We start from the raw sequence: 21,001 nt of genomic DNA, 5'->3' as shown, positions 1-21,001 counted from the left end.
TCTACACAAGAATTTTATTTCTAGAGAAGAAATTAAAGATAGGTGTAATTTCAGGCCTCTATCTACCATGAACTACTGGAGAATAATGATCAGTTCACCTGAAGCCTGGCATAAAGGTTGCTGGATAAAATTGGTTCCATAAAAAGTAACCAACTGGTTTGAACACGATATGCAAAACCGGTCTCCTTGGATGGGCTTGTGTATCGTTGGCACTGAAGACAAGGCTTAAAATATTTATTAATATGGACAGAATGTCTATTTTCTAGCTTTATTGTGACGAACTTGGCGAATAAAGGATTTGACTTTGATAGCTGTCAAATACACAAATCTGGCTTAATAGGAAAATAGTGAATAGATCAGCCAACTCAAGCTTTGAAAAAGAAAGAGTTGGTTTTGGGGGATTTGCTTATTAGCATTGAATTATTACTTCTTGCCAGAGAGTGATGCCAAGTAACGGTAAATATCCTTACTTGGAAAGTTCTTTGCGCTTAACGCAAGGGTAGGGATGACTAGCAATAGTAGTAATAATTACAATTTCCCATGCATGTTTGTTGCATGGATGGAATCATTGTAGCCTCATCCAAATGAGAGTCAAGTCAACTACAGATTGAATTTAAAGATATGAGAGTTCTGCATGGCTAACCCTTTACTTTCAAAATACTCACGTTCATTTAAGGGCCTAAGAATCATTGCTTTTATTCTTTCTGTAGCGATAGCTATTTACCTTCTAAAGTTATTTGGAGGAGGCGATCAACTAAGACTCTGGGTATCAGGGTTGGGCGCTTGGGTCCCTCTTGGCATCTTCATTTTAAGATTCACAAGTGTCGTTATACCTGCTTTGCCCGGGACTGCTTACTCGGTTTTGTCTGGGGCACTGCTGGGATTTAATAAGGGATTAATTGTGATATGTCTAGCCGATACCTTGTCATGTTGCCTGTCATTTTTCTTGTCTAGGCGCTACGGTCAGAGGCTTATTAGGAAGCTTGTGGGTGATCAATTCATGGCTCGAGTCGAAGACTTGAGCCAAAGGCATCTGGAATCTAACTTTTTTTTGATGACTGGATTTCTTATGACCGGATTCTTCGATTTTGTATCCTACGGTATGGGATTGACAAAGGTTGCTTGGATTAGATTTGTGCCAGCACTAATGATTGGGATTTTACTATCCAATCCATTTACCGTAGCATTAGGAGCAGGTTTACTTGATTCTGGCAATAAAATCATACTGGTATTGATAGCTATTCTTGGTATATTTGGGCTGGCAATGGTGACAGGTCTGCTACAACGCAAAAAGCCACTATAGGTATCTCTATACTCTTCTTACTCATGATTTATAGAGTGTAAGTTTTAGCTTGCCTTGTCTACATGTTGGGAGTGTTGATGGCTTCAGAAAATAAAATGTAGGTAAAGTGGCCAAATGGAATGTAATAAGCTTCTATTGGTAGGCGATGCTAGTACTCACACGCTTGTTAGCTATGGCTCTAATCAGCCATGGGAAAATGCTTTGACATTAGAGTTGACGGATTGTAAATCTGACAATCACTGTAAACGAATGTCAATGATTATCGATACGGAATCAGAAGAATCAAATATGCCACTTCATCGATCAATTCGTTGTTGTTCTACGGTAGATTTCGATTCTGCAGTTAAAATGTCGTGCTAGCTGCACTGCAGTTCAACATTTAGTAAATGCTGCAGCTGTTAGCAGCTAAGTATGGAGCTAAATGGCATACTTTGCAGCAGACTTCTTAAAAATTGTCTCCATGCCCTTGATCAACATCCAAGCATCAGTCCCAGCTGTAGCTGATGCCAATTCAATATTGCAGGAGCTTTCAAGCAAACTAGCAAATCTGCTCGGAAAACCTGAGCGCTATGTGATGACATCCCTTCAATGTGGTGTCCCGATGACCTTTGCCGGAGATCTTTCCTCAACCTGCTACGTGGAGGTAAAAAGCATCGGAGCTCTCGATGGTAGCCGGACGCATGAAGTGAGTGAACTAGTGTGTAGCCACATGGAGCAAAAGCTCGGTATTCCAGCTGATCGCACTTATATAGTCTTTGAGGATGTCCCTGCTCGACTCTGGGGTTGGAACGGAAGCACCTTCGGTTGAAGTGATCGACAGGCAACACCCTTAGCAGAACTGCTTACAAAATCTCTTAAATTCTTGGTCATCCCCCCCTGTCTTTTCTGTACAGCATGAGTTAAAGAAGTGCCAAGTAACAATGTAGAATAGCTCGACAATCCCATGATCTGAAGAATAATAATTGCGATTATGCTCTTAATCTGATAACTTTTAAGTAGTTGATTTGCATCTGCTTTAAGTTTAATTATGGTAGGTGAATGTGCAAAACACTTGTGAAGCTAAAGCCATGTATATCATCAATCATCCCCCAAGTATTGATTTAAACAAACAACCCAAAAACTGCTCTTGTGAAATGATCTATGTCGTTGATTCGAATCGCCCCATCCAACCAGAAAGCAGCTGCTATCAATAATAATGCTGATGTTTTGATCTTAGACTTGTGCAATAATTAATAAGAATCAAAATAGGCAAAGATTATGAACCATCTCTAATGCTATTTTGATTTATATTCTATCCATTTGCAATCCAGACCACTTTGGCTTGATGGATAATGCCTTAATGGAAGGAACGTCCAACTGCTCAACGCAATGCCGGACATCAAACATCCATCGAAGCAATTTCTTCAATAATACCTAGAGGAGAAGGTGTCAGCCCTGCCATCCTCTTACAATAACTATTCTAGGACTACACCATCAGTTCAGAGGTGTACCCTTCAAAAGCTAAAACCTTGTGATTCCAGCATAATGGAAGTCAATCTCAGATGAAAACCAAATCTGTTTAGCTTTGAAAGACGAATGAACAAACTTGAACGAGCAACAACAGTCATGCTTCGCTTGAACGAGCTTTATCCCGATCCGGAAATTCCTCTCACCCATACCAATGTTTACACCTTATTGATTGCAGTCTTACTGAGTGCTCAATGCACTGATAAAAAGGTGAACGAAATCACCCCAGCACTATTTAAAACTGCACCGACACCAGAAGCTATGGTTCAATTAGGTGAGAAGAGGATTCTGGGATTCATTCGACAAGTAGGTCTTTCAAACCAAAAAGCCAAAAATATTTATAGACTTTCTGAAATGATTGTTCAATGCTTCCATTCCTCTGTTCCACAGAATTTCGAAGGTCTAGAATCACTCCCAGGAGTTGGACATAAAACAGCAAGTGTTGTCATGGCGCAAGCTTTTGGCGTGTCTGCATTTCCAGTTGACACACATATCCATCGTTTAGCCCAAAGATGGGGATTATCTAAAGGAAGCAGCGTTGTTCAGACAGAAAAAGATCTCAAAAAGCTATTCCCGAAATCAGCATGGAATAAGCTTCATCTCCAGATTATTTATTATGGGCGTGAATACTGTTCAGCAAGAGGTTGTGATGGAACAACCTGTGCTTTGTGTAGAGAGCTATATCCAAAACGACGACATCCAGTGATGTGTACCAAAGCATAATCCCTCAAAATTAAGATATAATATGATACTTTTGTAAGTACAAACGATAATAAGAATTAAAAGAACTCATTGATAGCCAGAATAAGTTGTCGTTGATCAATCCTAAGGCTTATCCAGCCTCTCTGACTCCCGCGAAATAGCAAGTGCTGCAAAAAGACCTCCCAGAAACCCACTGGCGTGCCCGATCCAGCTCACCCCAGCGGGAGATACTCCTGGGATCAAAGCCGGAAGTGCATTTCCAAAAAGAATCAAGCACAAGATTGACAATAAAATGGGCATAAATCTGCGTTCCAGAAATCCAATCAACAACAGATAGCCGAGCAGTCCATACAAGACACCCGACATGCCATGGCTTCCTCTAGGCCAAAACAACCAAACAGGTATTTCCATCACAACAACAGCAATTAACACAGCAATATAGTCACGAATACCCTTGGTAAGTACCAACCAGCTGAGAGGTATAAATATAACCGTATTAGAGATCAAGTGACCAAAGCCCGCATGGCTAAATGGAGCAGTAAGTAGACCCCACCAAGGAACACCAGGCCCTAACGGTAGATTCCATCTGCCCGAAAAAAATAGCTGATCAATAATCTCCTGGAGCCAAGCAATCCCCACAAAGAACAGAGGCAGGCATAACCGAAAGGTAAGTATCTGTTTGCGTTTGGATTGGTTCACTAATGATGATTTGAAATGACAATTGCATGATTCACTATTTTATTATGCTTAAGTCCCTTCAATTCCACCAAGTCATCGCAGTAATAACGAGTGGTGGTGATCAATACCGTGGGACGCAATCTGATGTTCCTGACATTTTGAAAACAACAAGGTTGATCAGAAGGCTTTAAAGGCGTCGCTTCCAGTGATGAATCGCCACTGCTAAGGCTGAACGGCATCGGTGCTGACAATAGATCATTAAAGAACCAACAGTGTTGTTCACATTTTCGTTAGACCTGTCAAAATAATCTGCAAAACCACATGGGGATCAAGCTTGCCATCAGTGGAGCTTCTGGCAAAACCGGCTATCGAGTTGCTGAGGAAGCCCTAAAAGAAGGGAATCAGGTCCGCCTGTTGCTTCGTCCCAATTCCCTTTTGCCGGATGACTTGAGCAATTGTGATCAGCGACGCTTGTCATTGGGGGATGAAAAAGCGCTGGATGCAGCACTAGAAGGCTGCGAAGCCCTTGTGCTCGCAACCGGTGCCAGACCCTCTGCAGATCTCACCGGACCCGCGCGGGTTGATGCCTTAGGGGTAAGACAGCAAATCGCCAGTTGCAAAAGGGTTGGCGTCAAAAGGGTTGTGCTGGTTAGTTCGCTCTGTGCCGGACGATGGTTGCATCCACTCAATCTTTTTGGCCTAATCTTGGTTTGGAAACGCCTAGGGGAACAGGCACTAGGGCAAAGCGGTCTCGATTGGACTGTGATTAGACCGGGTGGCCTGAACGATCGAGAAGAGAACCTAGAGAAAGAAGGGATCCTTTATACAGCGGCCGATTGTCAGGAAGACGCTAGAATTCCTCGACGATTAGTGGCGCGCTGCTGCATTGAAGCCCTTAAGACTCCATCGTCAATTGGCCGTATCATCGAGGTCACGAGCGATCCTGATCTGAAGCGAATCACAATGCAACAAGCGCTCAAAAACATCAATGCTCTGGCGTCATAGTGTCTTCAAATGAGGAGTGTGTCTGGTCATGAACACCAATGCCAGAATTGATGCCCTACAGCTGATGCTTACCGACCTGCGTACTCGTAACGAACCCATTCGTCACAAGGCGGCATTTCGAGGTTGTCAGCCTGAGTTTCACGCACTAGTTACCAAGCTGATTGAACAGCTCGAAAGCGAACTTCTTGAGGAGAAACAACGTCAGCGAAAACATGGAAACCAGACCTCTGGTTATTGATACTTGCCAGGGTTAAACCCATTTAAAGACTAATGGATTACAACATGTTGGTTCCTAAGCGACAAGCAATATAGGCTAATAGAAGAGGGAGATATTTAAAGGAATTATTAGCTTCCCTTTTGATAATTTCAATAAGACGACTTAAACGAGGCAAGTGATTTGATCACTTGCCGACCATGCCAACGGCAGCACGTGACTTGTCGAGAATCTCGCCCTGAAGGGGAACAAATCCCAAGCCATCAGCTTGGGCCTGAGCCTGATCACTCAACATATAGTCAAATGTCGTTTTGAGTGCGTCAAGGTTGCTGCCATTACCGGTTTTGTATGCCAACAACCAGGTGAGAGTGGCAATCGGATAAGCACCTTTCGCCGTGGGATTTGGATTTGTACCAGCGAGATTGGCGTCTAGCTTGATGCCATTGAGGGCAGCTGCTCCTGTTTCCACACTTGGCGTGAGGAACTCTCCAGAGAGATTTTCAAGTGCAGCAGCTTTAACCTTTCCTTTAATGTATGACTGATTCACATAGCCGATGGCACCTGGTGTGTTTGTAATTACACCAGCAACACCCGAATTACCTTTGGCACCCACTCCTGCAGGCCAATCGACTGATTTGCCTATGCCAAGTGTCCATTCTTTGGAGAAGGCCTGCATGGAATTGGTAAATGCCTTGGTTGTGCCTGAGCCATCTGAACGATGCACCCAAGTGATCTTGCCTGCAGGGCAATTGAGCTGATCCCAATCAGTGATCGTTCCAAGTGCGACCTGGACTGCTTGCTTTTGGGTCAACTGTAGATCGCAGTTCCAGTTGTAACCAAAGGCAATTGTGCCTCCAACCATCGGGATTTGCACCAACCCACGCTTGACCTTCTGAATATCTTCTTGCTTCATCGGATCATCCGAAGCAGCGAAGTTCAGAGTTTGATCAATGAAGGCTTTGCGACCAGATCCAGAACCCACAGCCTGATAGTTGACCTGCGGCCCCCCAGCCACCGAGAGATCACTAAACCAGCGGGTATAGATCTTCGCAGGGAAGGTCGCACCAGCTCCGCTGAGACGGCCGGATGATCCTGAGGTGCTGCAAGCAGTAATGCCAGCACTAAGAACAACCACAGAAAAGAGCAAGAGGGCCTTCTTTGAGAACGACATGGGGCCCCTTAAAGAATTTCATGAACCCATAACTAGATAAGAAATGCCCCTTGATGGGAAAAAGACAGCAATTGACTAGGAGATCTTGATGAATTGGTCAGTGGTTCAGGGAGATAAGAACGTTCTTCCCACTAGACCCTTGTTTTTTTCTCTAGGCAAAAGCCGAGCAACCGAGCAGCAAAGGGAGCTTCCTGCCCCCTTGCTTAGCAAAGTCAGGCTTGGTCTTGATCTCCAAAGATCAATAAGGCGTAGGCCTTTTGGCGAATATTTGAATTAATAACAGCTTCCATCCAAAAGAGTTCTCAGACCATTCGATAACCAATAATAGTGAGCTTTGATACCTGCTTCTGATGCGTAGGCTACTTTCAGCTCTCCTTGCTATCACCGTATGCTTTGCAGCTCCTTCTTGGGTGATGGCTGCTGACTCAGCCCATGGAGGACAAGTCTTCTCGTCTACTTGTGCCGCATGCCATGCTGGCGGCGGAAACATCGTAGATCCTGCCAAGACCCTTCAAAAAGCCGCTCTAGAAGCTACCTTAAGCAACTATGGCTCAGGTCATGAAGAAGCAATTATGGCCCAGGTCACCAATGGTAAAGGCGGCATGCCTTCCTTTGCAGACGTCCTCAGTGCAGCAGATATTGCCGATGTAGCAGCCTATGTAGAGGCTCAAGCCAGCAGTGGTTGGTAGTTAAAGTAAATCAATAGTTTTAAATCCCTCAGTCAACCCTGGTTTTTAACCAGCTTGACTGAGGGATTTTCTATTTTTAGCCCAATTCCAAGCAGGCCAAACCATAAACCTCGTCTAAAGGAATAGAGGGTTGTTCTCCGCGATACATACGCAAAGTCTGAGAGACAGCCTTGAAGCCAAGTTGCTGAAGCAGGGGCTCTGCTGAAGAGTTGCCTCCAGGTGCGTCCAAGAGCACCACACCTGGATGGCGTTGGATCAAACGCTTCAACAACAGCTCAGCTAGTTGAGGACTATCAGCTAATAGCGGCCCAATCCGCCAGCCTTCCCCATCACGTAATAGACAAGGACGAATCCTGCCAAATCCATGGCAACAATCATTGCCATCTACCAGGGCCAACACATTACCGGCAGGATGCTGAAGCCAATCGGAAAGGAAGTGCGGGCGGGGGCTTGGTTCACGTATGGCGTCATAAGACTGTACAGCCATCGCGGGGATCGAATCACCCTCAAGCAGTTGCAACCCTTCGCCATTGGAATCATCATCGTCGCCAATTAGGTTGCCATCACAAATTCTTTGCCAGCGAGTTGTCGGCGATGCAGTTACAAAGCCCCATCCGGCATAGTCGTCAATTCGATCGTACGCAGCCTCTAAACCAACGCAAGGAAGATCAACGAGATGCTCGAGAGCATGTTCCCATAGCTGAACTCCATACCCATGACCTCGATGTTCCGGAATGACAAGGAACAATCCGATGAAGCCATAGGCGGCGTTGTAGCGAACTCCGGCAATGCAACCGACAGGCTGATTGCCGAGCCAACCTACCCATAGTCCCTGGCGGTCGGCATGACGATAAATACTCACATCACCAACACCAGGAGCAAAACCCTCTGCCCTGGCCCACTGCGTAACCCTGTCGATGTCATTGCGTTGCAGCGGCTGGATCTTTAGCAGCGAGGCCATAACGAAGCAATTGACGAGATGTTTTGCAAGGCCCAGCTGGTTTGGAGATTGATCCAATGATGGGGCGTGATATTCAAAGACTTATTTCCATCAGGATGAGATTTGATCCTGTTCCGAAAGTTGCTGCTGAATCTGCTGGCGATAGACCGCTGGGGCTAGCACTAGAAATAGGCCCCACCATCCGATCACGCCTATAGCGATCAGAACAGTAAACCAAAGCAGATTGGGCCACCACCAACTGAAAGCAACAAAAGCAACACCTGTGAGCAGAATGCTCCAGGGTTGACACCACCAGGGTTTTTCATCCCAAAAGCTTGCATTGGTTGCTTTGCCTTGATCACTACTCATCGCAGTGTCTCTAGTTGGCCAGAAGCATGCATCTTTGAGAGTTCATCGTACCCGCCAATCAACTCACCATCGATGAACACCTGAGGGAAAGTATTGAGCTCACTAAGGTGATTGAACTCCTTGAAAGAGGCATCATTGTCGATGCTCTTAACGGTGTGCGGAATTGAAAGAGAACGAAGCATCCTCAGAGCTCTGGTAGACCAAGGGCAACCAGGCAGAACAGCAATTTCCACCCTTGGTGTCTGAGAAGAGTCAGGAGAGTCTTGTGGGAGAGACTGATCCAACAAACCCACCAACAGATCAGCACCCTTGAGGACAAGGGTGCCTGGTTCAAGATGGCCTCCCCATACCTGACAGGCACTATCAGAGAGGCTTAGATGCAGATGCACACTATTGGGAGAAACCGTGCCATTAAGAGTGATGATCTCCAAGTTTCCCTCGAGGACAGTGGGCCCTGACTGACCAGGACACTGAAATGCTGCACGCGAAAGATTGCCAACCACACCAAGAACGAAACCTGAGCTGTTCTGTTCCTGAGCCATTTTCTGAAGGCTTATGAGCAGGTCGCTGCCTGGAGCAAGCTTCAATGGCAGCGATCGCATGGAGTTCTCCTCAGTGAAAACAGAGATTAAGTAGTCAATAATAAATGCTGATCCTCAGACCTGATCGATAGACGACTCGAAGATTGCCATAGAGAGCTTTTGAGCACGAATGGCAATTTATTGCTGAAATATTTCTGCCAAGCTAAGACGTCAAAGTGTCGTCACTGCAGAACCTAATGGACGAGCTGCAAGAGCGCCAACGATTGCCTCAAGAGGCTCCAAGTGCAGCAATGGTGGCCGATTCTGCTGAATCGGAACGCCTAAATGTGACCCTGCCTGCGGGTTTGATGAATCGGCTCAAGCAGCATGCCCTTGCAGAAAGGCGTAGCTGTAGCAGCCTTGCGTCATTCTTGATTGAAGATGGATTGCGTCGTCATTGTCAGTTGGACGGGTAGCAGGCCAGTCCTGCTGAATGGTAAGTGTCTTGACTATTTAGATGCTGATGTTGGCGCAGTATTAGAAGGTTGACTAAATAGTGTTAATGGTTCATCTTTGCTGCATTGATGAGCTGGAGGGGCGATTCACTCGATATTTACAGTCTCAACCTCTGTCAAAACATTATCTAGATAAAAGTATCTTTATGTCGTCTGCGGCAAGGATTTGTTTCGAATCTTTCCAGTCGATCGTTGATTATCCTAGACATCTAGTGTCAAATAATTCTAATTAAATACTGCATCTATAGAGAGTCTGTTTAGGCAAAGCTTATTTGGTTTTATAAGTTGATCTGAATACACCTGCGCTTAGCCTCTGTCAACGTGGGTATCGGCCAAGTTGTTATGTTGTCGTCCGTAATGCATCTGACCAGTCAGAAAGGATGTCGTCTAGCTATCGGTGCTTATCCAGCCTTTAGTTATGACGCTAGAGGTGGGGGTGGAGACGGCCTTCTAGGGCCTTTAAGTCAAGATGGTCTGAGAAGTCTTCGCTTTGATCCAAAAACCCTGATCATTCCTGCTCTCAGCTGGCGCACAACACAGATACTTGGCTTGCCAATGCCTCCAGGTTTGAACATCAGCATTGCAACCCAAAAGCTTGAAGGGTCTTTCGCGCCCGATAGTGGTGAACTATCACTTCAGTTTGAAGCGCAATTCTGTTTCACAGTTGGCAGTTGGCTCACTGCTCCTGACCTGACTGTGAACACATGCCTCAGCAGTGGAAAGGTTGAGAGTCAGCGCCATCATGTAAAAGGACAGGCACTTGATGCGGATGGCAATGCCGTACTTGTGGGAGTCGCGACCGTGCCACTCAGTGGAGCCGCATGGCTGGATCAATTTTTGGGACTACCCGATGAAGCGCTAGCAGTGTTGAAGTGTCAGCTGCAAAACTAAATGTTTGTGAGCATTAGATCAGAGGGATTATTTCAAAAGCCTGTCGGTTATCGCTCTAACCTGACGACTGCGTTCAAGACGAAGGAGTTCAATATTAATTAAACGTTCAAATGGACTATCACTAGGTAAGACAAATCCATAGGTCTGAAGGGAAAGCCTAAAAGGTGCTAATTTCAGAGATTTATCTGGATTATTTTTCATGTAATAACTCAAGATAGGTTTGTCGGAGATCACTCCTGAGACATTGTTTTTCTTGATTAGATTAATAGCATCCTTAAGGGTTGGTACTGGAAATGGCCGTGCACCATATGATCTGGCTAAAGATGCACCTGTGGTGCCAGCAACTACACCAATTAATTCACCATCCAAATCCGATGGTTTCATGACGCCAGACAATCGCGTCTGAGATAGAGAGACGGTAAATGCTGAAGCCAATCCTGCAGTAATTGTCGACACTGATACTAGTGAAATTACCATCCAGACCCCTGCTATGCTGCGTCCAGCTTTAGTTAAAGGTGCACGGTCTCCGTAGCCTACGGTTGTGAGTGTAACCAACGCAAACCAAATCCCATTCCCTACACCTTGTATGTATTGAGGAGGAAAATGTTCAGGGTTGCGTTTGCGTTCTGCAAGCCAAATCAAATTGCCTACACAGAAAAGTGTAAACAACAAAAAAGTGATAGAAGATAAAGCAGCGACACCAAAGAGAGGTTTAATCCTCTTCCACAATCCGGGTGGTTGTGAGGGTACTAAAACACCCTCCTCTGCATAGAAATAAGGTTGGGTGAATTCAATCCGATTATTTGCCACCCGATCTGGCGTAATGCTGATCGGTCCGATAGCTAGGTCAATCTTTCCATCAGCTACCGCCTTGATATTCGAATCTACGTTGGGGTATTGAATGAGAATGTACTCAAGTTCTTTTGCATTAGCAATCTGACGCCAAACTTCAACACTAATGCCCTCATATACACCAGCCCTCTTGTCAACAAATGGTGGCGAACCACTCACTCCAACCCTCAAAGCCATTGCCTGAAGGGGAGACGGAGTCGCCATGACGATCAAGGCAACAACGGAGAGCCTTCTCTTTAGATTCATGCCGCCCATCAATCGCCAACACACGAACTGAAAAGCCCATCTAACCTAAGGCTGTCATAGGGCTGCGGACGATTTTCTCCACACCACCACGACAAGAAAGGTTGAAAGACCAGTCTGAGCAAGAACTTCAGAGGAGAGACAAGCAAAAGCTTATTTCTGTTCTAGGCGACGAACGATCAAAATCATTGCCAGAACGGATCCAACCAAGGCACTAACAAGAAAAAGAGTCATCTAGAGGCTACAACTGAAAAGTCCATCTTAGATTGCGATCAACAGCCCTTAAGAGCGTTTTTCTGTTTCCATCTGTAATGGCTTAAGTGCTTGCAAGAGTTGCGTCGTTTTTCGAATATAACCATAACCTTTGAATAAGACAGCATCTGACGGGACAACTAGATCAAACACATTGACCGCGTCACGATCACATAACAAACCAAACCAAGCAAAATTCTTCCTTAAGCAATATTGATGTAGCTAGGAATACGTAACGGACGCAGCGAAAATACGGCTAACAATCATTGACTATGAAAAGATTTGAAATTGATCAAAATCCCGCCTCGAAGCCCTTTTGGACCGAAGAGGAGGTGATAATTTTTCTGCGAAAGGTTCGAATTTATATCATCTTTACCTGCTTCATTTTCAGCAAGAAGCCATTCACTAACGATTTCCTTCCTCTAGGGAGTTGACGGGAAGCCATTGATGCAGTGAGCTTTAGCTGAATTTGCTGATGGTGAAGGTAGCCATTTCTTACTTGCCCCGAACGAAAACAGCTACAACCAAAGCAAAGGCAGCTCCACTTAGACGTGCTGGCCGCACAGCCTCCCCGCCAAGGCGGCGGCGACGGCCTCAGCGCAGGCGCTCTCAGCTATCCAAACGCTTACTTGTGATCGGGGTACCGCTCACAGTTTTTGCTGGTCTTGTGGCTCTGGCTCCGAAAGCACCTGAACGCTTCAACCCAAGTCAAGTCGCCCAAGAGAGCATTAACAGACAAGTACATGCTCCCTTTCGCTATCGACCAAACGATGAGGTCTACGCACTCGATTTTGATCCACGTAAAGTGAAGTTCGGCCTTCTTGAAGGCTGGGATAGAGAACAGGACGCTTTCCAGGACTCTTCTTCACTGGCATTTGTCTCTGGTCCGATGTACGAGCGGCATGTTGACATTGGCGGCCAAGAGATCACAGTTCCCCTTGGAGATCTCAAGCTGGGTCAACGCGTCTGGAGTAGTCGTAATCGCGCTGCCTCCGTCCAACGCGCCTACATAGGCATTCGCTACAACGGCAGAGTGGACTTCGGTTACGGAGAACTAACACCCAATCGTGCCTCCAACTACGACACCTTTATCGGAGGCCTACACAGCATTTACAACGATCTGGAAGCGCCTCCTCCTCGTTACAAGGGCGCATACAGCATCAGCATGGGCCAGCGGATCCGCTACTACCTTCCTCGCATCAGGATGATCATGGGCCTGCGACAAGACGGGCGTATGGAGGTATTAATGAGCAGAGATGGGTTAACCCTTGAACAGAGCAAGGATTTAGCCCGCAGCCGTGGCCTTGTGGCGGCTTACATGCCAGACCATGCCTCCAAGAGTCGTTTGATCATTCCAGGCGTCAAGGGATTCACGGAGGATGACGCCAATTGGATTAGCGGTGGTGTCACAAGCTTTGTGCATGTTCCCTATCTCCTGAGGCTCAGTGAACGGCGCTTCCAACTTCAGGGAACCTTGGCAGCTTCTCTCAGCCCCAGGATTGATGGGGCCCAAGACTGCAATGGAGTTAATTGCCAACAATGGCCGGGCGGAAAACTATTCGACCGAGCCCTAGCTGGACTTAATCGATTGATAGAGCAAGGTGTGGAGCCCATCGCCAGGATGATCTGGGCGCCAAAGCCCGGCCCTACCATTCCCAGCGATAGCCAACGTACTTTTGTGGCTCGTAATAGTGATCGAGCCCCTCTACGGGAACCGCCGATTACGGCAGATCCACTTGTATTGCTCGAAACGCACGAAAAGTTGGATTCACCCTTGAATCGCAAAGATAAGAGTCCCTTGAGAACGGATCTGGAATGGGGCAACACCCTGCTTCCACCGGATCTGCCACCACCTTTGTTGCTTCGGGAAGGCGAGGCCCTGCCTACAGCCCAACAGACCAATCAACGAAAAGGCCCGATCCATGAAAATCCGGCCGAAATCGAACCTCCCCCACTTATTGGAGCTCCACCACTACCGCTATTACCTCCACCACCGCTGTCCACATCAGAGGTAGGACTGATCAACTAACAGTCAAATAAATCGTTTTCATAGCAGGCCTTAGCCATAAGGCGTTACCAATTTGGATCGTGTTCAATTCACGATGCCTCAAGATTGGATATTGCATATTTGAGAGCTTTGCTAGGCACTATTCACCCTGCATCGATAAAGCCCGAACAACATCACCCCGAGTAATCACCCCAACAAGTTTGCGCTGATCGTTGATCACAAATAAGCGCTGGGTACTGCGGTCATGAAGCATGGCGGCGGCCCTTGGTAATGGCAGTGTTTCATTGCAGGTATGGGTGTCGCTGCGCATCAAGTCGTTGACGCTGGTACCAAGCACCTGGTGAACTTGCTTGTCCCAGTTAAGGGGGTTCCGCAAGTAGATAACACTGTCGAGCAGCAACACATAGGGACCAGCATCAACGCCGCTCTCGCGCACCATTAGATCTTGCTCAGTGAGTTCCCCCACAAGCGTGCCATCGTCGTTGATGACTGGCAGGCCACTGATGTGGTGATCAGTTAGCAGTTGTACAGCCTCCTGCAGAGATGTGGCTGGCACGACACTGAGCACAGGCGTTGACATGACATCCTTCACCGTCTGCTGGAGCACCATGAATCACATGCAAGTTCATTCATTCTGAGCCTGTGAGTGCACCATCCCGCCTCGGTTCACCATCAACACTGAGAAGATCGGCAAATGCTCTAACCGTGGGGCGTTCCGCCGCAGGCCTCCCCCTGGTGTTGTTCCTTCAATTTGGACAGCCTGCTCTGGCATGGATGTTGTTGCTGCTAGCAGGGCTTAGCGACGCCGCCGATGGCTGGCTGGCCCGCAGAGCGGGTGGTGGTAGTAGTTGGGGTGCCCGTCTGGACCCGCTTGCTGACAAGCTCCTTCTTGCAGCACCGATGATCTGGCTGGCCAGCAACGAGGTCTTGCCTGTTTGGTCGATCTGGCTACTGCTGGCCAGGGAACTACTGATTTCCGGTTGGCGTGCTCAATCCTCATCTGGTGCTCCTGCTTCTTGGGGAGGTAAAGCAAAGACAATCCTTCAGTTCCTAAGCATGCTGCTGTTGTTGTGGCCGCCTAGTTGGGGAAGCCACAACTTTTGCCTAAATGTGCAGCAACTGGGTTGGTGGTTGTTCTGGCCATCTCTGATCCTGGCCCTTAGCTCTGCGGTGGCATACATCAAACCCCGATCAAGGATTGATCGGCACTGAAATCTGGTTCAGCCGTTGGGTTCAAGGAGTAGTCGTTGCAGTAGCTATCTTCGAGGCCAGTCTCAAGGTCAAAGCGTGGCTGCCAGGCCAATTCCCGCTCCACCCTGGTGATATCGGTAAGGAAATGACTCAGCCGCAGCGGGAATGCCTTACGAGCTTTGGGATTCAGGCCTGAGGGATCAAAAGAACGAAGCTCAACTGCATTTGGATCTTTGCCACAAGCCCTTGCTGCCGCTGCAATCAAGCCCCTGAAGGTGATACCACGCTTGCTGGAACAGTTGTAAACGCGATTCGTTGCTGTCTCCACCTCAAGGGAACGAACCATGGCATCAGCCAGATCAACAACATGACCCAATTGGGTGATGGTGGTGCCATCTCGTGGCAACGGAATCGGTCGATTATGAACAATACGATCGAAAAACCAACGTTCAATTGGGTTGTAATTACCGGGACCATAGATATATGTAGGTCGGAAACTGGTAAATGGAATTCCCTGCTGAAGCAGCCATGATTCAGTCTGAGCCTTGCCGGCATGACGACTGTCCGGGTCGGTGGCACTCTCCTCATTTAGTGGCCACTGTTCGGAATCGGCATAGACGCCAGCGGAACTGACATAGAGAAAACGATGCTTTGGCTCTCCTGTACAGGCCACCACTCTTTGGCTGTCCTCAAGCTTGCGCCCTGAGCTGTCGACGATGACATCGAAGCTTCGGCCTTGAAGACAACTCAGTCCCTCAGTGGTGGCTCGATCACCACTGAGATGTTCCACACCATCTGGCACAGGATGGCGGCCACGAGTGAACAACGTGAGTGCATGGCCTTGGGCCTGAAGTTGAGTAACCAGAGGCTTGCCGACAAATCGGGTTCCCCCCATGATCAGAATCTTCAAAACAGCTGAATCATCAAACGCGCATATTGAAGCGCGTTCGATCAGCAACTGAAGGCCCTTCGCCCTGCAGGATGGAGGCCTAAGGCAACGTTCTTTGCCAATCATGGAGATCATCCCAGCCATCGACCTACTGGACAGCGCTTGCGTGCGACTTCACCAGGGGGACTACGAGAAGGTGACTCGCTTCAGCGAGGACCCCGTTGCTCAAGCCCTTAGCTGGCAGCAGCAGGGGGCAACCCGTCTACACCTGGTGGATCTCGATGGCGCCAAATCTGGTGAGCCGGTCAACGATTCCTGTGTGCGAGCGATTACCTCTGCCCTCAATATTCCTGTACAGCTCGGGGGTGGTGTGCGAACTCTCGAACGAGCTGAAGAACTCCTCGCCTACGGCCTTGAAAAAGTCATCCTTGGCACCGTGGCAATAGAGCAACCCCAGCTAGTGAAACAGCTGGCCCAAAGGAATCCCGGTCGAATAATCGTCGGCATCGATGCCAAAAACGGCAAGGTGGCAACACGAGGATGGATTAGTCAAAGCGAGGTGAATGCAACAGACTTAGCCGCTGATTTCAATGCTGCCGGCATCGCCGCAATCATCAGCACAGACATTGCAACCGATGGAACCCTTGAAGGGCCGAACCTAGATTCACTACGCGCAATGGCAAACGCCAGCAGCGTTCCAGTAATCGCCTCCGGAGGCGTGGGTTGCATGGCCGATCTACTTAGTCTGCTGGCTCTTGAACCCTATGGAGTGACAGGGGTGATTGTGGGAAGAGCTCTCTACGACGGCAAGGTGGATCTACAAGAAGCAACCCGAGCCATTGGTGATGGCCGACTTCAGGACCCACCAAGCAGCAAATCACTGATGGCATGAGGACCTTGGAATATGAATTGACCTTGCTGGAGCCGTAAATTGAATTCATTATCACTTCAGTTGTGACGCACACCGCTCCCAAAATCAGCGGCTCAAGTGGTGGGCGAGATGAAGATGGAGTGCAGGGAGCCTTCGAACGCTGCCGGCGTCTCGGGATGCGACTAAGCCGTCAGCGGCGCATGGTGCTGGATCTCCTCTGGAGCGAAGCCACTCATCTCAGTGCTCGCGATATCTTTCAAAAGCTCAACGCCTGTGGTCGGTCTATTGGTCACACATCCGTTTATCAGAACCTGGAGGCACTTCAATCAGCAGGACTGATCGAATGTCTCGATCGCGCCAATGGTCGCCTATACAGCTACCGAAGCGATCCTCATAGCCATCTCACCTGTATAGAGACCGGCAATATCACAGACCTTGATATAGAACTCCCTGAGGATTTGCTCGATCAAATCGAGGCCAAAACTGGTTACTGCATTCACTCCTACACCCTTCAACTCAGCGGTCGGCCAGCATGTAATAACCAGGACTAAAAACATCAAGATTTCACCGGACTGGAGGATTTGCCTAACGCTCGTTACCTTGATGACATAAGCCTTGTGCCGTGGTGAATTTGGCGGACAGCACATCCACTCAGATCCTGTTGCTGGCTCCCGATCTGCTCGGTGAATCCTTAGCGTTGCAGCTCAGCAGTGCAAACCCAGAACTGGATGTCATTCTGCGGACGGACCAGTTGAGCCGTCATCCAGTCCTAGTGATCTTGTCGGTGGAGAGTCTCGAAACTCTCAGCACATTGCAACTGGAACTCAAAAGACTTCAGGAGCATTGGCAACCTGCGCCAGTAATGCTGATACTTCCGGCCCAGCTTCGCTTCAATGCAAACGAGTTGTTGAGCCTCGATTGTCCAGGCCTACTTCAAGACCCCGATCTGGCCACATTGCAGGCTGCCATCACCACACTTTGTGGCGGGGGCAGAGTTGTGAGACTCAATGCAGCCCCCGTCTCCCCAGACAGCATTCCCCAAGCAACGATGGGACTTGGTCAGTGGCTGTTGGTGAGTGGTCTCCAGCAGATCGACAACGATCTGAGGTTGATCGAGGCCTTCCTCAACCCACCGCCCAAAAATGAACTGTTTCGTCTTTTGATGGAAGGGCGCCAGCGGGAACTCCGCAGTGCAAGAGATTTTTTGTTATGGATTTGGGGTCCGCTGCAAGTGGGACTACGCAACCCTTTCCCCCAAAACCGGCCAGCTCAAAAGGCACACATCAATTTCGATGCTTCAAGACAGATTTCAGCAGAAGCTGCTGGAACGGTTATCTGCCTCAGTGAACGGAACGCAGTGGCGGTATGGGGAGCGATCCGTCAGCGCCTTAGCGATTCCGTCGAACGAGGGCTCAAAAATTCAACAGGCAGCCTGCTGGCGATTGAAAGCCTCAATCCTGAGCGACGTCGTGATCTACTCCTTGCCCTTTTAAACCAATTGGATCAAGTGATGAAAAGGCTGCGTCACGCCAACAGCGTCGAGACCCCACTCAATGAATCCTGGCTGACGCTCGAATCTGAACTGCGTGAACAAGCCCTGCGATCTATGGCAGGTAATTACGTCAGACTTCCTCGAGGTGGTGAACTCAAACCAGTTGCAGACCAATTGCTTGCCACTGCCGATCTCAAGGGAATTGATCAAGAACTTCCAGATCCCCAGAGAATGCTTGCTCCATTGCTGCTCGACAGACCCGTGCTTGTTGATGGCCAGCTGCTGCCGGCAGATGCCCCCCGTGCCTTACTGCAACTAGAAATGCTGGTGGGTAACTGGCTCGTAAGAACCGCTGAAATCATCAGTGCCGAAGTTCTCGGAACCTGTGGTGAGTGGCCTGAACTACGCCGATTCCTACTTAACCAGCACTTGATCTCCACACGAGAACTTGAGCGATTGCGTAATCAGCTCAATGGTCAGGCCCGTTGGCAAAACTGGATTCAAAGACCAATCCAGCTCTACGAAAGCAAACGCCTCCTCTACAGGTTGAGAGACGGAATTATCGAACCATTACTGCTCACCGAACCTCGCGACGAAGAACTCAGCCAGCTTGGTTGGTGGCAGCAGCAAGTTGCTCTATTGCTCGAAGCCCGCGATGCTCTGGCACCCTCAATGCAATCTCTGATCAAACGCATCGGTGATCTCATGGTGGTAGTGCTTACTCAGGTATTAGGCCGTGCTATCGGTCTGGTTGGACGAGGAATCGCGCAGGGAATGGGTCGCAGCCTGAGAGGTGGCTAACTCCCACACTTTCGAGGCAATCAACCGTCAAAATGAGGATTAAACATCTCCGTGTACTGCCCATGACCCATCTGCTCAAAGCACTCCTGAGCTTGGGTCTGACCATTCTTCTGATGGTGTCCCCAGCCCATGCCATCCGAGATGACGACACCTATGACGGCAACATCTTTCCGATCTATGCAGGCAACGGTTCATTGGGTTATGGGCAAGGACCAAGCCTTTCCGAAGCCCTTAGGCAGAAACGCACCAGCGTGCTTGTGTTCTACCTCGATGACAGCGCCGTCAGCAAGGCTTATTCGCCTGTGGTATCGGCAATTCAATTAATCTGGGGTAATGCTATCGATCTGATCCTCAACACCACAGACGCGTTTCAAGGACGGACAAGTAATGATCCCCAAGAAGCTTCTTATTACTGGCATGGACGCATCCCCCAAGTGGTGGTGATCGATGGTCAAGGCGAGATTCTGCTCGATCAAGAAGGCCAAGTTTCACTCGATGAAATCAATGATGTAATCAGTGCCTCGACAGGTCTTAGCAAACCAACTGATTCTCTCAAAATTGACAGCTTCAATGAGTACAACAGCTTTATGGTGAAAGAATGAGGCGCTAAAGCACTGGTATCACCAGCAACCACGCCTTACGCTGCGCGCCAGGTTCCCCGGTTAAGAAGCCGGCTGCTCGAATGACTTGCCTGCTAGAGCTGCTCCTATTGCTGGGGCTTTTTGTCTCCTGGCTCGAACTGAGGCATCGCCTGAGGCCCGCCTCCCCTCTGCGACTCAAGGCTCTCGACTTCAAGGTCAAGCAAAGCAACTCTGATCTTGATATAGAGGTCTGGCTGGAGATCAGCAACCCCCATCCGCGCATGGAAGTGATGGTGCCTGAGCTGCAAATCAACCCTGTTCTGCTTGGTAAAGCCGATCTAAGTGAAGTCAATTTGAGTACAAAGATCACCCCACATCATCCGGATGAAAAGGCTCGCGATGATGGTTACTGGGCGGCTTACATCGTTAAAGGCCACAAAAGCACGAGGGTGCAGCTGAACCTGCACCTGCAGAACAGCAAAAGCAGCGATCTGGAAACCAGTGCTGACAGTATTTGGGTGGATGTGCACTGGGTGAACTACGGCCCCTTTGGCCGGCTGAAGCGTCGACAAGGTGTCCTTGTGCCACTCCATCAGCCTGAACCCCTCAAGCCCTCTGAAGTGAGCTTCCTGGCGGGCGATTGCTGTGAGGTGTTGCCTCTGAAAACCCATTTGCTTGGCAGCCTCGACAACACCGTTGAGATCTTGCGTTACTACGCCAAACCGCATCTACGCCCGGGAGATGTCCTCACGATCGGGGAAACCCCGGTGGCGATTATGCAAGGGCGCTATCACCACCCCAGCACCGTGAACCCTGGATGGCTCGCGCGGTTCCTTTGCCGAGCCTTTCATCCCACAAGCAGTCTTGCTACGGCTTGTGGGCTACAGAGCTTAATTAATTTGGTAGGGCCAACCAGAGTGCTATTTGCCTGGATCGTTGGCCTAATGCTGAAAACGTTAGGTATCAAAGGTGCCTTTTACCGACTTGCTGGCGAACAGGCACGTCTAATTGATGACATCACAGGAACCACTCCTCCATACGACCAAACAATCGTGCTTGGGCCTCTCGAGCCAACAAAGCTCTGCAGACAAGCAGCCGCTGAGCTGGGAGTTGGTGTGGCCATCGTTGATGTCAATGATCTGGGCCGCGTCAAGATACTGGCCTCTAGTGGTGGTTGCGATGAAACTCTTCTCAAGAAAGCTCTGCGTCCGAATCCAGCCGGTAATGCCAATGAACGCACGCCTCTGGTATTGGTGCGCCCCAATTGACCACACTGGAAGACACGGTCAAGCTGGATAAGATTCAAATGAAGGCATT

General features: G+C 48.7%; 23 protein-coding genes. 15 read left to right on the top strand and 8 right to left on the bottom strand.

Annotated elements, in window-relative coordinates:
- Positions 1-634 precede the first annotated feature (634 nt).
- The 3 genes from EV12_RS11850 to nth all read left to right on the top strand — a co-directional run bounded on the left by EV12_RS11850 (position 635) and on the right by nth (position 3,532).
- The gene (locus tag EV12_RS11850) at positions 635-1,303 is read left to right on the top strand and encodes a TVP38/TMEM64 family protein (protein WP_036915540.1); all 669 of its coding nucleotides are present in this window, start codon (positions 635-637) and stop codon (positions 1,301-1,303) included.
- 460 nt (positions 1,304-1,763) lie between these two features.
- On the top strand, positions 1,764-2,111 hold the full coding sequence (locus EV12_RS11845; RefSeq protein WP_036915785.1) for a phenylpyruvate tautomerase MIF-related protein: 348 nt from the start codon (positions 1,764-1,766) through the stop codon (positions 2,109-2,111).
- Positions 2,112-2,878: 767 nt separating this feature from the next.
- Positions 2,879-3,532: an endonuclease III gene (gene nth, locus EV12_RS11840; RefSeq protein WP_036915537.1), complete on the top strand. Its 654-nt coding sequence runs from the start codon at positions 2,879-2,881 to the stop codon at positions 3,530-3,532.
- A 102-nt stretch (positions 3,533-3,634) separates the two neighbouring features.
- On the opposite strand, the gene EV12_RS11835 is transcribed toward nth, so the two are convergent.
- Positions 3,635-4,150 carry a rhomboid family intramembrane serine protease gene (locus tag EV12_RS11835; protein ID WP_241477281.1) on the bottom strand — a complete coding sequence of 172 codons (516 nt, stop codon included), beginning with the start codon at positions 4,148-4,150 and terminating at the stop codon, positions 3,635-3,637.
- A 360-nt stretch (positions 4,151-4,510) separates the two neighbouring features.
- Between EV12_RS11835 and EV12_RS11825 the strand changes: the two genes are divergently transcribed.
- Together EV12_RS11825 and EV12_RS11820 are read left to right on the top strand one after the other, a co-directional pair.
- Positions 4,511-5,194 carry an SDR family oxidoreductase gene (locus tag EV12_RS11825; RefSeq protein ID WP_036915532.1) on the top strand — a complete coding sequence of 228 codons (684 nt, stop codon included), beginning with the start codon at positions 4,511-4,513 and terminating at the stop codon, positions 5,192-5,194.
- Between the two features lie 28 nt (positions 5,195-5,222).
- Positions 5,223-5,432 carry a hypothetical protein gene (locus EV12_RS11820; RefSeq protein WP_036915530.1) on the top strand — a complete coding sequence of 70 codons (210 nt, stop codon included), beginning with the start codon at positions 5,223-5,225 and terminating at the stop codon, positions 5,430-5,432.
- 163 nt (positions 5,433-5,595) lie between these two features.
- Here the strand turns inward: EV12_RS11820 and pstS are convergent, their stop codons facing one another.
- Complete coding sequence (gene pstS / locus EV12_RS11815; protein ID WP_036915528.1) at positions 5,596-6,579, bottom strand: phosphate ABC transporter substrate-binding protein PstS; 984 nt, start codon at positions 6,577-6,579, stop codon at positions 5,596-5,598.
- Positions 6,580-6,929: 350 nt separating this feature from the next.
- On the opposite strand from pstS, the gene EV12_RS11810 reads away from it, so the two are divergent.
- Positions 6,930-7,268, top strand: a complete 339-nt coding sequence (locus EV12_RS11810; protein ID WP_036915526.1) for a c-type cytochrome — start codon at positions 6,930-6,932, stop codon at positions 7,266-7,268.
- A 76-nt stretch (positions 7,269-7,344) separates the two neighbouring features.
- Here EV12_RS11810 and EV12_RS11805 read toward each other — a convergent pair whose 3' ends face one another.
- The 3 genes from EV12_RS11805 to EV12_RS11795 all read right to left on the bottom strand — a co-directional run bounded on the left by EV12_RS11805 (position 7,345) and on the right by EV12_RS11795 (position 9,179).
- Positions 7,345-8,229 carry a GNAT family N-acetyltransferase gene (locus EV12_RS11805; protein WP_036915780.1) on the bottom strand — a complete coding sequence of 295 codons (885 nt, stop codon included), beginning with the start codon at positions 8,227-8,229 and terminating at the stop codon, positions 7,345-7,347.
- Between the two features lie 90 nt (positions 8,230-8,319).
- On the bottom strand, positions 8,320-8,577 hold the full coding sequence (locus EV12_RS11800; RefSeq protein ID WP_036915524.1) for a DUF6737 family protein: 258 nt from the start codon (positions 8,575-8,577) through the stop codon (positions 8,320-8,322).
- A complete protein-coding gene (locus EV12_RS11795; RefSeq protein ID WP_036915522.1) occupies positions 8,574-9,179 on the bottom strand; it encodes a PCC domain-containing protein in 606 nt (201 codons plus the stop codon). Before EV12_RS11795 ends, EV12_RS11800 begins: the two co-directional genes overlap by 4 nt.
- A gap of 176 nt (positions 9,180-9,355) precedes the next feature.
- Between EV12_RS11795 and EV12_RS11790 the strand changes: the two genes are divergently transcribed.
- Both EV12_RS11790 and EV12_RS11785 read left to right on the top strand, forming a co-directional pair.
- Positions 9,356-9,574 carry a ribbon-helix-helix domain-containing protein gene (locus tag EV12_RS11790; protein ID WP_241466546.1) on the top strand — a complete coding sequence of 73 codons (219 nt, stop codon included), beginning with the start codon at positions 9,356-9,358 and terminating at the stop codon, positions 9,572-9,574.
- A gap of 381 nt (positions 9,575-9,955) precedes the next feature.
- Positions 9,956-10,504 (top strand): hypothetical protein, encoded by a 549-nt coding sequence (locus EV12_RS11785; RefSeq protein ID WP_036915777.1) that lies wholly within the window; start codon positions 9,956-9,958, stop codon positions 10,502-10,504.
- A gap of 27 nt (positions 10,505-10,531) precedes the next feature.
- Here EV12_RS11785 and EV12_RS11780 read toward each other — a convergent pair whose 3' ends face one another.
- Complete coding sequence (locus EV12_RS11780; protein ID WP_036915518.1) at positions 10,532-11,611, bottom strand: transporter substrate-binding domain-containing protein; 1,080 nt, start codon at positions 11,609-11,611, stop codon at positions 10,532-10,534.
- Positions 11,612-12,326: 715 nt separating this feature from the next.
- Between EV12_RS11780 and EV12_RS11775 the strand changes: the two genes are divergently transcribed.
- Positions 12,327-13,880, top strand: coding sequence for a hypothetical protein (locus EV12_RS11775; RefSeq protein ID WP_036915516.1), 1,554 nt, complete (start codon positions 12,327-12,329; stop codon positions 13,878-13,880).
- Between the two features lie 118 nt (positions 13,881-13,998).
- Here EV12_RS11775 and EV12_RS11770 read toward each other — a convergent pair whose 3' ends face one another.
- Positions 13,999-14,469 carry a CBS domain-containing protein gene (locus EV12_RS11770; RefSeq protein WP_036915514.1) on the bottom strand — a complete coding sequence of 157 codons (471 nt, stop codon included), beginning with the start codon at positions 14,467-14,469 and terminating at the stop codon, positions 13,999-14,001.
- A 32-nt stretch (positions 14,470-14,501) separates the two neighbouring features.
- Here EV12_RS11770 and EV12_RS11765 point away from each other — a divergent pair, with 32 nt between their 5' ends.
- Complete coding sequence (locus EV12_RS11765; protein ID WP_036915511.1) at positions 14,502-15,071, top strand: CDP-alcohol phosphatidyltransferase family protein; 570 nt, start codon at positions 14,502-14,504, stop codon at positions 15,069-15,071.
- Here the strand turns inward: EV12_RS11765 and EV12_RS11760 are convergent.
- On the bottom strand, positions 15,040-16,065 hold the full coding sequence (locus tag EV12_RS11760) for an NAD-dependent epimerase/dehydratase family protein (RefSeq protein ID WP_036915776.1): 1,026 nt from the start codon (positions 16,063-16,065) through the stop codon (positions 15,040-15,042). The two genes, EV12_RS11765 and EV12_RS11760, sit on opposite strands and share 32 nt — an antisense overlap.
- Between EV12_RS11760 and hisA the strand changes: the two genes are divergently transcribed.
- The 5 genes from hisA to EV12_RS11735 all read left to right on the top strand — a co-directional run bounded on the left by hisA (position 16,064) and on the right by EV12_RS11735 (position 20,952).
- Positions 16,064-16,831: a 1-(5-phosphoribosyl)-5-[(5-phosphoribosylamino)methylideneamino]imidazole-4-carboxamide isomerase gene (gene hisA / locus EV12_RS11755; RefSeq protein ID WP_036915507.1), complete on the top strand. Its 768-nt coding sequence runs from the start codon at positions 16,064-16,066 to the stop codon at positions 16,829-16,831. The genes EV12_RS11760 and hisA overlap by 2 nt on opposite strands.
- A 155-nt stretch (positions 16,832-16,986) precedes the next feature.
- Positions 16,987-17,361 carry a Fur family transcriptional regulator gene (locus tag EV12_RS11750; protein WP_241466555.1) on the top strand — a complete coding sequence of 125 codons (375 nt, stop codon included), beginning with the start codon at positions 16,987-16,989 and terminating at the stop codon, positions 17,359-17,361.
- Between the two features lie 71 nt (positions 17,362-17,432).
- Positions 17,433-19,103 (top strand): DUF3685 domain-containing protein, encoded by a 1,671-nt coding sequence (locus tag EV12_RS11745; RefSeq protein WP_036915504.1) that lies wholly within the window; start codon positions 17,433-17,435, stop codon positions 19,101-19,103.
- Between the two features lie 32 nt (positions 19,104-19,135).
- Positions 19,136-19,705: a thylakoid membrane photosystem I accumulation factor gene (locus EV12_RS11740; protein ID WP_036915501.1), complete on the top strand. Its 570-nt coding sequence runs from the start codon at positions 19,136-19,138 to the stop codon at positions 19,703-19,705.
- Between the two features lie 80 nt (positions 19,706-19,785).
- Entirely contained in the window at positions 19,786-20,952 is a 1,167-nt protein-coding gene (locus tag EV12_RS11735; RefSeq protein ID WP_036915499.1) for a F420-0--gamma-glutamyl ligase, read from the top strand.
- Positions 20,953-21,001 lie beyond the last annotated feature (49 nt).

This window comes from Prochlorococcus sp. MIT 0701 (assembly GCF_000760295.1).
Taxonomy (GTDB): Bacteria; Cyanobacteriota; Cyanobacteriia; order PCC-6307; family Cyanobiaceae; genus Prochlorococcus.
The sequence above is the reverse complement of the archived record's forward strand: the minus strand, read 5'-3'. Positions and strand labels throughout refer to the sequence as shown.

What these genes read in the sequence shown, in the direction of transcription:
- EV12_RS11780 (WP_036915518.1), bottom strand. Translation starts at nt 11,611, where the DNA reads ATGGGCGGCATGAATCTAAAGAGAAGGCTCTCCGTTGTTGCCTTGATC.
- hisA (WP_036915507.1), top strand. Translation starts at nt 16,064, where the DNA reads ATGGAGATCATCCCAGCCATCGACCTACTGGACAGCGCTTGCGTGCGA.
- EV12_RS11810 (WP_036915526.1), top strand. Translation starts at nt 6,930, where the DNA reads ATGCGTAGGCTACTTTCAGCTCTCCTTGCTATCACCGTATGCTTTGCA.
- EV12_RS11795 (WP_036915522.1), bottom strand. Translation starts at nt 9,179, where the DNA reads ATGCGATCGCTGCCATTGAAGCTTGCTCCAGGCAGCGACCTGCTCATA.
- EV12_RS11770 (WP_036915514.1), bottom strand. Translation starts at nt 14,469, where the DNA reads ATGGTGCTCCAGCAGACGGTGAAGGATGTCATGTCAACGCCTGTGCTC.
- EV12_RS11775 (WP_036915516.1), top strand. Translation starts at nt 12,327, where the DNA reads ATGGTGAAGGTAGCCATTTCTTACTTGCCCCGAACGAAAACAGCTACA.
- EV12_RS11735 (WP_036915499.1), top strand. Translation starts at nt 19,786, where the DNA reads ATGACTTGCCTGCTAGAGCTGCTCCTATTGCTGGGGCTTTTTGTCTCC.
- EV12_RS11820 (WP_036915530.1), top strand. Translation starts at nt 5,223, where the DNA reads ATGAACACCAATGCCAGAATTGATGCCCTACAGCTGATGCTTACCGAC.
- EV12_RS11785 (WP_036915777.1), top strand. Translation starts at nt 9,956, where the DNA reads ATGTTGTCGTCCGTAATGCATCTGACCAGTCAGAAAGGATGTCGTCTA.
- pstS (WP_036915528.1), bottom strand. Translation starts at nt 6,579, where the DNA reads ATGTCGTTCTCAAAGAAGGCCCTCTTGCTCTTTTCTGTGGTTGTTCTT.
- EV12_RS11805 (WP_036915780.1), bottom strand. Translation starts at nt 8,229, where the DNA reads ATGGCCTCGCTGCTAAAGATCCAGCCGCTGCAACGCAATGACATCGAC.
- EV12_RS11740 (WP_036915501.1), top strand. Translation starts at nt 19,136, where the DNA reads ATGAGGATTAAACATCTCCGTGTACTGCCCATGACCCATCTGCTCAAA.
- EV12_RS11750 (WP_241466555.1), top strand. Translation starts at nt 16,987, where the DNA reads ATGCGACTAAGCCGTCAGCGGCGCATGGTGCTGGATCTCCTCTGGAGC.
- EV12_RS11845 (WP_036915785.1), top strand. Translation starts at nt 1,764, where the DNA reads ATGCCCTTGATCAACATCCAAGCATCAGTCCCAGCTGTAGCTGATGCC.
- nth (WP_036915537.1), top strand. Translation starts at nt 2,879, where the DNA reads ATGAACAAACTTGAACGAGCAACAACAGTCATGCTTCGCTTGAACGAG.
- EV12_RS11790 (WP_241466546.1), top strand. Translation starts at nt 9,356, where the DNA reads ATGGACGAGCTGCAAGAGCGCCAACGATTGCCTCAAGAGGCTCCAAGT.
- EV12_RS11760 (WP_036915776.1), bottom strand. Translation starts at nt 16,065, where the DNA reads ATGATTGGCAAAGAACGTTGCCTTAGGCCTCCATCCTGCAGGGCGAAG.
- EV12_RS11850 (WP_036915540.1), top strand. Translation starts at nt 635, where the DNA reads ATGGCTAACCCTTTACTTTCAAAATACTCACGTTCATTTAAGGGCCTA.
- EV12_RS11825 (WP_036915532.1), top strand. Translation starts at nt 4,511, where the DNA reads ATGGGGATCAAGCTTGCCATCAGTGGAGCTTCTGGCAAAACCGGCTAT.
- EV12_RS11800 (WP_036915524.1), bottom strand. Translation starts at nt 8,577, where the DNA reads ATGAGTAGTGATCAAGGCAAAGCAACCAATGCAAGCTTTTGGGATGAA.